Raw genomic sequence first — 12,729 nt, 5'->3', positions numbered from 1 at the left:
TGCGAGGGGTCCCAACTGTCCGTCCGCGCTTTTCGCCGTCTCACTATCCGGGATAAATGTGACCGTCCACTGGATGGACACTACTCTTGATAAGTCTGTTTCCAGCAAGCTATCGAGATTGTGGACTTTCCTATGAACCTTTTCCGGACGAAATCCATCGAGCAGTCGATCGCCGACGCCGATGAACCCGGACGCAAGCTGAAGCGTTCCCTGAGCACGTGGGACCTCATGATCATGGGTGTCGCCGTTGCTGTCGGCGCGGGGATCTTTTCCGTCGGAGCCAAGGCCGCTGCGAACTTCGCCGGCCCCGCTGTGACGATCTCCTTCGCCATTGCTGCGGTCACGTGCGCGTTGGCCATCATGTGCTACGCAGAATTTGCCACGGCCATTCCGGTCGCGGGTTCCGCCTACGTCTTCACGTACGCCACCATGGGTGAACTGCTGGCCTGGATTATCGGCTGGAACCTCATCCTGGAGCTCTTCACGGCAGGTGCCGTGATCGCCAAGTACTGGGGCATTTACCTCAGCAAGGTCTTTGCCCTCATGGGCGTGGACATTCCGCCCTCCATCTCGCTCGGCGGAATCGACCTCTACTGGGGCGCATTCCTGATCGTGGCCGTCTTCACCGTCCTGCTGGTGCTCGGGACAAAGCTGTCCGCCCGCGTGGGCAACATCTTCACCCTCATCAAGATCGCCGTGGTGCTGTTCGTGATCGTGGTGGGCTTCAGCTACGTGAAGTTCGAGAACTACTCGCCCTTCGTTCCCGCCTCCGAACCGACTGCAGCCTCCGGCACCGCCGACGTGCTCAAGCAGTCCTTCTTCGGCTTCCTGACCGGAGCCGTCCCGGCGCAATACGGCACGCTGGGCATCTTTGCCGGCGCGGCGCTCGTGTTCTTCGCCTTCATCGGATTCGACGTTGTTGCCACCTCGGCCGAAGAGGTCAAGAACCCGCAGAAGACCCTGCCTCGCGGCATCTTCGGCGGCCTGGCCATTGTCACCGTTCTCTACATCCTCGTGTCGCTCGCCCTGACCGGCATGGTGTCCTACACGCAGCTGGCGGAGGCCAAGAACCCAACCCTCACCACCGCGTTCGAAGCCGTAGGCAACACCGACGCCGCCAAGGTCATCGCCTTCGGCTCCCTGGTGGGCCTCACCACGGTGATCATGGTCCTGCTCATGGGCCTGTCCCGGGTGGTCCTGGCGATGAGCCGCGACGGCCTGCTGCCGCGCTCGCTGTCCAAGACCAGCACCATCCGTGCGACGCCGGTCCGCCTCCAGGTGATCTGCGGCGCGGCAGTGGCCGTCGTGGCCGGCCTGACCAACGTGGATCTGCTCGAGGAAATGATCAACATCGGCACGTTGTCCGCCTTTGTGATGGTGAGCCTGGGCATCCTGGTCCTGCGGAAGAAGCGCCCGGACCTGAAGCCGGCGTTCCGCGTGCCGTTCGGCAAGGTTATCCCGGTGGTGTCCGCCCTCCTGTGCCTGTACCTGATGACAAACCTCGCGGTGGAGACCTGGATTTTCTTCGCCATCTGGCTCGTCATCGGTGTGGCCATCTACTTCGCCTACGGCCAGCGGCACTCCCGGTTGAACGAGAAGTTCGCTGCGGCCAAGGCCGCCGTCAATGGCGTCCCGCAGGCAGTGGCGGATAAGGATGAGGATGCGCTTACCCGCCCCTGACCTCCGGCCCCGGAATTAGCTCTGGCCATGACTCCATAAGATGGAGTCATGGCCAGAGCTGTTAAACCGCAACGCAAGGTGGAGCTGTTGTCTGCCATTCAGGACTACCTGATGGACAAGACCCTGGCCGAGCTCACCTTCCGGAGCCTCGCGGAGGGCCTGGGCATCAGCTCGTACGTGCTGGTCTACCACTTCGGCAACCGGGAACAACTGGTCAATGAGATCATCCGCTCAATCGAATCCAGGCTGGACAGCATGCGCACTACCGACGTGCGTGACATCGACCGGGAAGCGTGGCGGTCCTTCCTGATGGAGTCCTGGCAGTGGACCATGGCCCAGCGCAACCGCCACCTCGCAAGGCTTGAGTTCGAGGCCACGGCGCAGGACGTTGTGGCGGCCTCGCCCCGCGGGACAGCCCAGGACCACTTCCGCATGCTCCACGAAAAAGCACGCGACTGGTTGGTGGTGCAGGGCATCCGGCCGGAGTATGCAGACACTGACGCCCGCCTCTTCACCTCCACTTTCTACGGCTTACAGTTCGATTTTGTGGTGATGAACCAGCCAGAGGAAGCCACCAAGGCCTTCGAACTGATGGTGGCCGTGTTCTTCTCGAACCTTGAACACCGCCTCGCCACGGACGGCCAGCACGTCTGACCTCCCAACAGGGGCAGCCGGCCCTTACCCCGCCGTCTCAGAGCTGTAACAATGAGCCCTAAGCAGATGTGGTTGACCTCACATTCGCTTAGATCCGATTGTTGAACAGCTGTTCGAATGGCGAATGGCTGTGGCTTGGAGTCAGCGCTCCCGGTCAGTGGGCACAAAGGAGTGAACATGAAACGTCGATTTATTGCCGTTCTGGCAGCCGCGTCTGTTCTGGGATTGTCGGCCTGCGGAAGTGGCTCGCCCAGTTCCACGGGAGGCGGAACTGCCTCGGGCACCGCCGGTGGAGGTTCGGACCTGACGAAGGTCAGCGTCGGTGTCATTCCCATCGTCGACTGCGCCCCCATCTACCTCGGAGACAAGCAGGGCTTCTTCAAGGAAGAGGGCCTCCAGCTGGACATCCAGACCGCAACCGGCGGTGCGGCGATCGTCCCCGGTGTCGTCAGTGGCAGTTTCGACTTCGCGTTCTCAAATCTGATCTCGGTGATGGTCGCCAAGGACAAGGGCCTTGACCTGAAATTCGTCGCCAACGGTGCGTCCACCACCGGGGAAAAGGGCAAGGACATCGGCGGCGTCGTCGTGCCGGCAGGCTCAAGCATCCAGTCCGCGAAAGACCTCGCAGGCAAGACCGTTTCGGTGAACAACCTCTCCAACATCGGCGACACCACCATCAAGTCGGTCGTCGAAAAGGACGGCGGTGACCCCAAGAGCGTGAAGTTCGTCGAGGTGGCCTTCCCGGACGCCCCGGCGGCCCTGGCCAACAAGCAGGTGGATGCGGCGTGGATCCTTGAGCCCTTCCTGTCCAAGGCCGTGGCTGAAGGCGGCAAAGTGGTTTCCTGGAACTTCGTCGAGATGAGCCCGGAGCTGGACATCGCCGGCTACTTCACCAAGGGAGACACCATCAAGGGCAAGGCTGAGCTCACGCAGAAGTTCACCCGTGCCATGAACAAATCGCTTGAATATGCGCAGCAGCACCCGCAGGAGGTCCGCGACATCGTGGGCACCTACACGAAGATCGACGAGGCTGCCCGGGCCAAGATTGTGCTGCCGCGGTACCGGGTCGACTTCAACAAGGATGCGTTCAAGACCCTCGGCGACGCCGCCGCCAGCTACGGCACGCTGACCAAGGCTCCGAACGCAGACGAACTCCTCCCGTGAGTTCACAGGCTCCAACCTCCGGTAGTGCCGCTCCCGGCGCGGAGCGGCACTACCGGCGGGTCCGTAAGGTACCAACACAACAACTGCTCGGGGTCGCTGGGATCCTGGGGTTCCTGGGCACCTGGGAGCTGATTCCCCGGCTCGGCATCATCGATGAGCGCTATCTGCCGCCCGCGAGTGAGGTCATCGCCGCGCTCGTTGCCGACTTCGGACTCACCGCCTTCTGGGTTGCGGTCGGCGAGACCATGAAGGCCTGGTTCCTGGGCCTCCTGATAGCCGTGGCGGCGGCCCTGCTGCTCGGCTTCATTATCGGCTCCAGCAACTTCCTCCGGAAGGCCACCAATTCGACCGTTGAATTCCTCCGCCCGATCCCCTCGGTGGCCCTGATCCCGCTGGCCGTTCTGCTCTTCGGCGTGAAGATCGAGTCGTCGCTGCTGCTGATTGTGTACGCGTCCTTCTGGCAGGTCCTGATACAGGTCCTCTACGGCGTGGCCGACGTCGACATGGTCGCCAACAACACGGCCAAGACGTACGGCCTGGGCAGGATGGCCCGCATCCGCTACGTCGTCTTTCCCACGGCCCTGCCATACCTGATGACCGGGGTGCGGCTGGCGGGCGCGGTGGCGCTGGTCCTGGCCATCACGGCCGAACTTGTGATCGGATCCCCGGGACTCGGCCGGGAGATCGCCCTTGCCCAGTCCGGCGGCGCAATCTCCGGCATGTACGCCCTGGTGCTCGCCACCGGGCTGATCGGCGTGCTGATCAACATCCTGATGCGTTTCATTGAGAAGAAGACCCTTGCCTGGCACTCGTCGGTCCGTTCCGAGGTGATCGTATGAAGGTCTTGAAGAACTTCGGCTTCCTGCTGGGACTGCCGGTATTGCTGGTCCTGGTCTGGTGGTCCTCCACCCTGGGGCCGGTCAACTTCTTTGTCCCCACGCCGGCCAGCCTGGTCGGAACGTTTGGCAAGGTCTGGTTCGGCGAGCGTTTCCTCACGGACGTGCTGCCCAGCATAGGACGGCTCGCCGTGGGCGTGATCGCGGCGATCGTGATCGGCGTCGTCGGCGGGGTCCTGATCGGATCGGTCAGATGGCTCCGCGCGCTGCTGGAACCGACGCTGGAGTTTTTCCGCGCCATCCCCCCTCCGGTCCTGGTGCCGGTGCTGATGCTGCTGATGGGCATCACCGACTCCATGAAAGTTGTCGTCATCATCTCCGGGTGCGTCTGGCCGGTCCTGCTGAACACCATTGAGGGCGTCCGCGCCGTCGACCCGGTGCTCTCCGATTCCAGCCATACCTACGGCATCGACGGCTGGGCCCGGGTCCGTTACCTCGTCCTGCCTTCGGCCAGCCCGCAAATCATGGCCGGCGTCCGCCAGTCGATGTCCCTCGGGCTGATCCTGATGGTGATTTCCGAGATGTTCGCCTCGTCCTCGGGCCTGGGTTTCACCATCGTCCAGTTCCAGCGCTCATTCGCCATTCCGGAGATGTGGTCCGGCATTGTGGTCCTGGGCCTGCTGGGTGTTGGCATGTCATTCATCTTCCAGTGGGCCGAGCGGAACATCCTGCGCTGGTACCACGGCCAGAAAGAGGTAGAAAATGCAGCCTGACTCAACTCAAGCGGCCCAGGAAGCGATGCTGTCCGTCCGCGGGGTGAAGAAGGTGTACCAGACCGACGGCGGCGACATCGAGGCCGTGCGGAACCTCACTTTCGACCTGCGCGCCGGCGAGTTGGCGTGCCTCGTTGGCCCCTCGGGCTCCGGCAAGACCACGCTCCTGAAATGCATTTCCGGCCTGATGGCCCCGACTGAGGGAGAAGTCCTGCTCGACGGCAAGCGGGTGACCGGTCCTCCGAAAAAGATGGCCGTGGTGTTCCAGGAATACGGACGCTCGCTGTTCCCGTGGATGCGGGTTCGCGACAACGTGGAACTTCCGCTGAAGAACCAGGGGATGCCGAAGGCCGAGCGCGACAGGCTGGTGGATGAGGCCCTCGAGGCCGTGGGCCTATCCGGCGTTCCGCGGTCCTACCCCTGGCAGCTCTCCGGCGGCATGCAGCAGCGCGTGGCGATCGCCCGGGCCATTGCCTACCAGCCGGAGGTCCTGCTGATGGACGAACCGTTCGCCGCCGTGGATGCCCAGACCCGGGCCGACCTGGAAGACCTGATCCGGGTCGTATGGAAGAAACTCGGCGTAACGGTGCTCTTCGTGACGCACGACATCGATGAATCGGTCTACCTGGGGGAGCGGGTCATCATCCTTTCCAGCTCTCCGACGGTCATCCAGGAAGACATCGTGATCGACCTTCCGGCAGAGCGTGACCAGCTGAACACCCGTTCGCTGCCACGCTTTACCGAGCTGCGGCACCACGTCTATGAGCAGATCCAGCTGGCCAAGAGAGGCCACCGCCCGGCGGCTGCCTCATCAGCGGCGCAGGCTCCAACGACAGCGACCTCCGCCTCCGACACTCCGTAGCCCGCCAGGCGTCGCAAGGCCCGCAGAGCCCGCCGTCACAAAGCTCAGGGTGCGGCGTGGCGGCCCACCCATTCAACGAGCGGCCGGAGCTGTTCCCAGAGCCGGGAAACTTCCTCCGCGGCTGCGGGCGTGGCGAGCCAGTCAGGCTCACCGAGGGCCTTGGCTGCGGACAGCGACTTGTATTTGAGGAGCTCCGCCCGGGGATGGTCCCGCGGAAAGCCCCTTGGCACGGTCTTGAGCCGTTCACCCTCCACAGTGAATCCCGCTTCGCTGACCCTGCGCACGATCTGCGCCAGGGACTCTCCGGTCCCGGTGGCGTCCACCGAGTTCCGGAAGCGGGCCAGCTGGGCGGGCGAGCTCGAATGGCAGCCGCCTCCCACCAGGAGGCCGTCGGCGCTTAGCTGTACGTAGTACCCCACGCCTTCCTGGAAGGACGCGAGCGCTCCCTGGGCCGTCTTGTAGGGGGATTTGTCGGGGGAGAATCGGACGTCCCGGTTCGGCCGGAAGATTTTCGCAGGGCCGAACCTTGGCTCCAGCTGGGCCAGCAGGGCCGCCAGCGGTTCCCGGACGAGCGATTCGTACCGGCGTTTGTGTCCGAGCCACCACTCCCGGTTGTTGTTCTGCTCAAGTTCGGCATAGAAGCCGAATGCTGCGGCGGGGATGCCCTGGAATGTGGTCATGCAGTGAGCCTAGGGCGGCTCCGGCGGCCCGGCCAGTGGCCCGTGGCGCGTATGTGGAAAACAGGGGTAAGAGCCGCACAACGGAAAGAGCAGAACACCCCGCCGCGGATGTCCGCAGCGGGGTGTTCCCATGAATCACAGCCGGGGGCGCCCGGGGCGCCGCCGGAGGAGGCTACAGCTTGTTGGCTGCCTCGGCGTCGGATTCGGTCTGGCCGGCGCCCAGGTTGGCGCGCAGCTTGGCGCCGAGGTCGGCGTCAACGTTGGTCCAGTACTGGATGGCGCGTTCCTTGATTCCGGCGTTCTTCACGCCGCCCACCGCACCGGTGATGGTGTCCAGCAGACGGGCCTTGGCGCCGTCGTCGAACACGTCGCGGTACAGCGTGCCGGCCTGGCCGAAGTCGTTGTCCTCAGCGTGCAGGGAGTGGGCGGAGAGCGTCAGCTCGCCGTCGTTCTCCCAGCCGCCGGCAGGGTTCTGCGGCTCAACAGCAGCGGGGCCGCCAACCGAGTTCGGGGCGTAGACCGGAACGGACGGGGCGTTGAAGTGGTAACGCCCGGCGCCGTCCTGGCTGTAGTTGTTGACCTGGTTCTTCGGCTGGTTCACCGGGATCTGGGCGTGGTTGGTGCCCACGCGGTAGCGGTGTGCATCGGCGTAGGAGAAGATGCGGGCCTGCAGCATCTTGTCCGGGGAAGCGGCGATGCCCGGAACGAAGTTCGACGGCGCGAAGGTGGCCTGCTCGATCTGCGCGAAGTAGTTCTCCGGGTTGCGGTTCAGCTCCATGGTGCCCACCTTGATCAGCGGGTAGTCAGAGTGCGGCCACACCTTGGTGAGGTCGAACGGGTTGAAGCGGTAGGTCTTGGCATCCTCGTACGGCATGACCTGGACGTGCAGGTCCCAGGAGGGGAAGTTGCCGGCGGCAATGTTCTCCTGGAGGTCGCGGATGTAGAAGTCCGCGTCCGAGCCGGCCAGCTCTTCGGCGCGGTCGCCCGTGATGGTCTTGACGCCCTGGTTGGACTTGAAGTGGTACTTGACCCAGAAGCGCTCGCCCTCGGCGTTGATCCACTGGTAGGTGTGCGAGCCGTAGCCCTGCATTTCACGCCAGGAAGCCGGCAGGCCGCGGTCGCCCATGAGCCAGGTCACCTGGTGTGCGGACTCGGGGGACAGGGTCCAGAAATCCCACTGCATGTCGGCGTCGCGCAGGTGGGTGCCCGGCAGGCGCTTCTGGGAGTGGATGAAGTCCGGGAACTTGATGCCGTCGCGGATGAAGAAGACGGGGGTGTTGTTGCCCACGAGGTCGTAGTTGCCCTCGGAGGTGTAGAACTTCACGGCGAAGCCGCGGGGATCGCGCCAGGTGTCGGGGGAGCCGTTCTCGCCGGCCACCGAGGAGAAGCGGATCAGCATTTCGGTTTCCACGCCCGGCTGCAGGAAGGCGGCCTTGGTGTACTTGGAGATGTCCTCGGTGGTGGTGAACTTACCGAACGCGCCGCCGCCCTTGGCGTGGACTACGCGCTCCGGGACACGCTCGCGGTTGAACTGGGCGAGCTTCTCGACCAGGTAGTGGTCGGTCAGGATGATGGCGCCGTCAGCGCCGACAGCCTTCGAGTGAGCATCGGAAGTGACGGGAGCACCGGACTGTGTGGTGGACACAGCGGGCGCAGAGATGTTCAGAGTCATCTTTCTCCTTTGGTTGGGTTTCTTGCTTAGTTTCGTTCGGCGGGTAGCTTTTGGGTGCGCTGGCAGTCCTGGCAGATGCCCTGGTACATGACGTCAGCGATCTGGATGGTCATCGGCTCGGAATTTTCATCCCAGTGCGGCGTGAGGCAGGGCGCATGGCCCACGGCGCAGTCCACGTCCTCCACCCGTCCGCAACTGATGCAGATGGCGTGGTGGTGGTTGTCGCCCACCCGCGTCTCGTACAGCGCGGGGGAATGGGGCGGTTCGAACCGGCGCAGCATATGCAGGTCCGTGAGGTCACCGAGGACCACGTAAACGGACTGTGCGGTCATTTCAGGCAGTTCTTCACGCGCGGCGGCGAGGATGCTTTCGGCCGGCGAGTGCGGGTGGCGTTCGACGGCGGTGAGGACCGCCAGCCGCTGCTTGGTCACCCGGCGGCCGTGGGCGCGCAGGGCGGCTGCCCATGCATCCTGGCCTGCCTCGTGAACTGTCATAGCCCCATTCAAGCACTTATTATGACTAAATCACAATAAGGCTGGGCTAATCTCCGGAGACCGCAGCAACATTTCAAACGGGTTGACGGCTTCACCGGCAGAGCGGCCCAGTGCGTGCAGTTCGAGCCGGCCGGCCGTGACGGCAGTGTCAGGAACCAGGCAGCTGAGGCCGGTCACAGCCTGCCGGAGCGCCAGAGCTTCCAGCGCCGCGGCCAGGGCGAGCAGTTCCCGTGGGGTCACATCCTCCACGGAACCGATGGTCCGTTCCGGTGCGAGGACGGTGTGGTCCGAGCCCGCAGGGGACGACGGCGCCCAGGCCCGGATGGCGGGAAGCGGCGCCTCCTGTTCCTGGGCGGCTTCCGTATCGCCTTCCGCGATGTCTGCCGAACCGGCACCGTCAGCCGCGAAGTCCGGTGTCCCGTCCGCCGTCCCGTCCACCGAGGCAGTTGCCGCTTTCAGCAGCGCGGTGCGGAGCCCGGCGTCGTACTTGTCCAGTTCCTGGTCCGGCGCCGGCTTCCGGCGCTGCGCCGGCAGGGACAGCTGACCGGCGGGGGTGACCGGTTCGCCGTCCCAGCGGCCGAACAGGTGGAACGTGGGGGTGGATGACTCCGCGGCAGGTTCGCCGATAGCGGCGCCGAGCGCATGCCAGCGATGCGCAAAAAGCAGGGTGCAGGTGTCCGCCCCGAGAACATCGGCCAGTGCCCTTCGGGCAGCGTTGTGGCAGCGCAGCCAGTCGGCCGCCGACCTGTGGTCCAGGGTCGTTGCCGGATTGCTCAGGCGGATCATCAGGTGGCCGGCCGTCAGCGGAGTGCGCGGCCGGGTGACCTCCCAGACCGCCGAGCCGAAAAGCAGCCGTCTGGACAACTGCATGTGCATTCCTTCCGCCATAGTGTTTCCCCGCCCGAGACTATCAAGGCCGCGTCCGGCATTCAGGGGCGCCGCAGCATGCAGGCCCCTGAATGGCCCGGATCCCGCTGCCTCCGCCGCTAGAGTTGCCCGGTGGGAAGATTCCTGGCTGACATCACTCCGCTGCGCGAGAGCCCTGACTTCCGCCGGCTCTGGCTTGGATCCGCCGTCTCCAACCTGGGCAGCCAGCTGACCCTGGTGGCGGTGAGCCTTGAGGTGTACCGGCTGACGCAGGACAGCCTCTACGTTGGCTTGCTGAGTATCTTCGCGCTGGTGCCCCTGGTGCTCGGAGGCCTGCTGGGCGGCTCCATCGCCGATGCCCACGACCGCCGCAAGGTTGCCCTGCTGGCGACCACCGTGCTGTGGCTTACCACCGCCGGGCTGGCGGTGCAGGCCTGGCTCGGGCTGGGCAACGTGTGGCTGCTCTACGTGCTGGTGGCCGTGCAGAGCGGCGCCCAGGCCATCAACCAGCCCGCCCGCAGCGCCATCATCCCGGCACTGGTCCGCAAGGAACTCCTGCCGGCCGCCAACGCGCTGAGCATGATCACGTTCGGCCTGGGCATGACAGCCGGTCCGCTGCTGGCCGGCGTGCTGGTGGCCTGGGTGGGCTTCGGCTGGACCTACACGCTGGACGTGGCAAGCTTCGCCTTTGCGTTCTGGGCCCTGCTGAGGCTCCCTCCGATGCCGCCAGGGAAGACCACACACCGGGCCGGGCTGCGTTCGGTGGTGGAGGGTTTCCGCTTCCTGGGTACCAGACCAAATCTGCGCATGACGTTTGTGATCGACCTCGTGGCCATGATCTTCGCGCAGCCGCGGGCCCTGATGCCGGCGATCGGTGCGGTGATGATCGGCGGCGGCGAGGCCACCGTGGGCGTGCTGCTGGCGTCTACAGCAGTGGGCGCGTTCCTGGCCGGGCTCTTCTCCGGACCGCTGGGCGGTATCCGCCGGCAAGGGAGCGCCGTGGTGTGGTCCGTCATGGGGTGGGGTGCCTCCATCGCCGGCTTCGGACTGGTGGTGGTGCTGGCCGGGCGTTCCGGCGCCGACGGTGTGACGTGGTGGCTGCTGCCCGCGGCGCTCTGCTGTGCCCTAGCCGGCATCGCGGACTCCGTGAGTGCCGTTTTCCGGACCACTATCCTCCAGGCGGCGACACCGGACCACCTGCGCGGGCGGCTCCAGGGAGTGTTTGTGGTGGTGGTTGCCGGCGGTCCGCGGATCGGGGACATGCTGGCCGGCGGCGGCACTAAACTTTTGAGTGAAGGTTGGGTTTTGCTGCTGGGCGGGTTGTTGTGCATCGCCGTGGCGTGGACGGTGGCGCGCTGGCAGTCGGGATTCCTGAAGTACGACGCGCGGAATCCCGTTCCGTAGCGGCGCCGCCCAGGCCGTCATTTGAGGGTAGGAACGTCGTGAGGAGGCACAGTGCATAATCACCACAACGGACTGAAGACCGCGGCTCTGTTCGGGGTGCTCTGGGCGGTGCTGCTGGGGCTGGGTGCCGTGATCGGCAGCAGCATGCGGAGCACCACCCCCATCTGGATCATGGCGCTGGTGGGCGTGGGCACCACAGCCTACGGGTACTGGAACAGCGACAAACTCGCGCTCCGCTCCATGCAGGCGTACCCCGTCACCGAGGAGCAGGCGCCCCAGCTCTACCAGATCGTCCGGGAGCTCTCCGCTAAGGCGAACCAGCCCATGCCGCGGATTTACGTCTCGCCCACGCCGGCGCCGAATGCTTTTGCCACCGGCAGGAACCCGCAGAACGCGGCCGTCTGCTGCACGGAAGGCATCCTGCGGCTCCTGAGCCTCAGGGAGCTTCGGGGGGTGCTGGGCCACGAGCTCATGCACGTTTACAACAGGGACATCCTGACCTCGTCCGTGGCCGCGGCAGTAGCCGGCGTGATCACCTCGGTGGGCCAGATGCTGCTGATCTTCGGCGGAGGGGACCGCCGCAATTCAAACCCGCTCGCGGTGATGGCGATGGCGCTTCTCGCTCCGCTCGCGGCGGTGGTGATCCAGTCGGCTATTTCCCGGACCAGGGAGTACGACGCCGACGAGGACGGTTCCGCGCTCACGGGCGATCCGCTGGCGCTCGCCTCAGCCCTGCGCAAGATCCATCAGGGCGTGCAGATGGTGCCGCTCCCGCCGGACCAGAAGCTGGTGAACACCTCGCACCTGATGATCGCCAACCCGTTCCGTGCCGGCGGTGTGACCCGGATGTTTGCAACACACCCGCCGATGCAGGACCGCATCACCCGCCTGGAACTGATGGCGGGCGGCCCGGCCAGCTGAGTTGCCGCCGTCGTACTTCTGACGCGCAAAGTGGTTTCCGACGCGCAAAAAGGCTGGCGACACCCATATACCGGTGTCGCCAGCCTTTTTGAGTAGCGTGTGGATTTTTGCGCGTCGAAAACGGCGGCTCGGTTCAGCTGCGGAAGTTGACGAACTGCAGGTCGGCTTCGTCAAAGTCCTTCAGGAGGGCCATGGTGGCCTGCAGATCGTCGCGGGACTTGGACGTCACGCGAAGTTCATCGCCCTGGATCTGGGATTTGACGGACTTGGGCGCCTCGTCGCGGATCAGCTTGTTGATCTTCTTTGCAAGGTCCTGGGCGATGCCCTCCTTGATGGACGCCTCCAGCCGATATTCCTTGCCGGATGCGTAGGGCTCGCCGGTGTCCAGCGACTTCAGCGAGATTCCGCGGCGGATGAGCTTGGACTGCAGTACGTCCAGGACTGCCAGCACCCGCTCTTCGGAGTTGGCCTTCATTAGGATCTTTTCACCGCTGAAATCGACCTCGGCGCCAACGCCCTTGAAGTCGTAGCGCTGGGCCAGTTCCTTCTGCGCCTGGTTCAGGGCATTGGCAACTTCCTGCTTGTCTACCTTGCTGACGACGTCGAATGTGGATTCGCCTGCCATAACTGTCCTCCTGCTGATCGCCTGGGTACCCCTTCAGGGGCAGTGTTGTCTGCATTCCAGCCTAGTACGGATGGCGGCGAAGTGAAGGCTCAGGGCC

13 protein-coding genes are annotated in these 12,729 nt (G+C 64.8%); 8 read left to right on the top strand and 5 right to left on the bottom strand.

The genetic code is table 11. The features are described from left to right. Window positions 1–132: 132 nt before the first annotated feature. The 6 genes from JOE41_RS05480 (at window position 133) to JOE41_RS05455 (ending at window position 5,969) form a co-directional block, all read left to right on the top strand. On the top strand, window positions 133–1,680 hold the full coding sequence (locus JOE41_RS05480) for an amino acid permease (protein ID WP_209751307.1): 1,548 nt from the start codon (window positions 133–135) through the stop codon (window positions 1,678–1,680). 48 nt (window positions 1,681–1,728) lie between these two features. Further along, a complete protein-coding gene (locus JOE41_RS05475) occupies window positions 1,729–2,334 on the top strand; it encodes a TetR/AcrR family transcriptional regulator (protein ID WP_209751305.1) in 606 nt (201 codons plus the stop codon). 177 nt (window positions 2,335–2,511) lie between these two features. Then, window positions 2,512–3,498 (top strand): ABC transporter substrate-binding protein, encoded by a 987-nt coding sequence (locus JOE41_RS05470; protein WP_209751303.1) that lies wholly within the window; start codon window positions 2,512–2,514, stop codon window positions 3,496–3,498. After that, window positions 3,495–4,337 (top strand): ABC transporter permease, encoded by an 843-nt coding sequence (locus JOE41_RS05465; protein WP_209751301.1) that lies wholly within the window; start codon window positions 3,495–3,497, stop codon window positions 4,335–4,337. The genes JOE41_RS05470 and JOE41_RS05465 overlap by 4 nt, the downstream gene beginning before the upstream one ends. Then, window positions 4,334–5,107: an ABC transporter permease gene (locus JOE41_RS05460; RefSeq protein ID WP_011692911.1), complete on the top strand. Its 774-nt coding sequence runs from the start codon at window positions 4,334–4,336 to the stop codon at window positions 5,105–5,107. Before JOE41_RS05465 ends, JOE41_RS05460 begins: the two co-directional genes overlap by 4 nt. Beyond that, window positions 5,097–5,969 carry an ABC transporter ATP-binding protein gene (locus JOE41_RS05455; RefSeq protein WP_209751299.1) on the top strand — a complete coding sequence of 291 codons (873 nt, stop codon included), beginning with the start codon at window positions 5,097–5,099 and terminating at the stop codon, window positions 5,967–5,969. The genes JOE41_RS05460 and JOE41_RS05455 overlap by 11 nt, the downstream gene beginning before the upstream one ends. Window positions 5,970–6,013: 44 nt before the next feature. Here JOE41_RS05455 and JOE41_RS05450 read toward each other — a convergent pair whose 3' ends face one another. From JOE41_RS05450 to JOE41_RS05435, 4 genes are all read right to left on the bottom strand, one after another. After that, window positions 6,014–6,649 (bottom strand): DUF2461 domain-containing protein, encoded by a 636-nt coding sequence (locus tag JOE41_RS05450; RefSeq protein ID WP_209751297.1) that lies wholly within the window; start codon window positions 6,647–6,649, stop codon window positions 6,014–6,016. Between the two features lie 172 nt (window positions 6,650–6,821). Next, window positions 6,822–8,321 (bottom strand): catalase, encoded by a 1,500-nt coding sequence (locus tag JOE41_RS05445; RefSeq protein WP_209751295.1) that lies wholly within the window; start codon window positions 8,319–8,321, stop codon window positions 6,822–6,824. Window positions 8,322–8,347: 26 nt separating this feature from the next. After that, entirely contained in the window at window positions 8,348–8,815 is a 468-nt protein-coding gene (locus tag JOE41_RS05440) for a Fur family transcriptional regulator (RefSeq protein WP_011692907.1), read from the bottom strand. A gap of 30 nt (window positions 8,816–8,845) precedes the next feature. Then, window positions 8,846–9,685, bottom strand: a complete 840-nt coding sequence (locus tag JOE41_RS05435; protein ID WP_209751293.1) for a hypothetical protein — start codon at window positions 9,683–9,685, stop codon at window positions 8,846–8,848. 129 nt (window positions 9,686–9,814) lie between these two features. Between JOE41_RS05435 and JOE41_RS05430 the strand changes: the two genes are divergently transcribed. Both JOE41_RS05430 and htpX read left to right on the top strand, forming a co-directional pair. After that, window positions 9,815–11,086 carry an MFS transporter gene (locus tag JOE41_RS05430; protein WP_209751291.1) on the top strand — a complete coding sequence of 424 codons (1,272 nt, stop codon included), beginning with the start codon at window positions 9,815–9,817 and terminating at the stop codon, window positions 11,084–11,086. 51 nt (window positions 11,087–11,137) lie between these two features. Then, window positions 11,138–12,007 carry a zinc metalloprotease HtpX gene (gene htpX, locus JOE41_RS05425; RefSeq protein ID WP_011692904.1) on the top strand — a complete coding sequence of 290 codons (870 nt, stop codon included), beginning with the start codon at window positions 11,138–11,140 and terminating at the stop codon, window positions 12,005–12,007. A 133-nt stretch (window positions 12,008–12,140) separates the two neighbouring features. Here htpX and JOE41_RS05420 read toward each other — a convergent pair whose 3' ends face one another. Further along, window positions 12,141–12,632: a YajQ family cyclic di-GMP-binding protein gene (locus JOE41_RS05420; protein WP_003804256.1), complete on the bottom strand. Its 492-nt coding sequence runs from the start codon at window positions 12,630–12,632 to the stop codon at window positions 12,141–12,143. Window positions 12,633–12,729: the final 97 nt, after the last annotated feature.

The sequence above is a fragment of the Arthrobacter sp. PvP103 genome (assembly GCF_017833075.1).
Lineage (GTDB): Bacteria > Actinomycetota > Actinomycetes > Actinomycetales > Micrococcaceae > Arthrobacter.
Note: the sequence above shows the minus strand (reverse complement) of the source record. Positions and strands in the feature narration are given on the sequence as shown.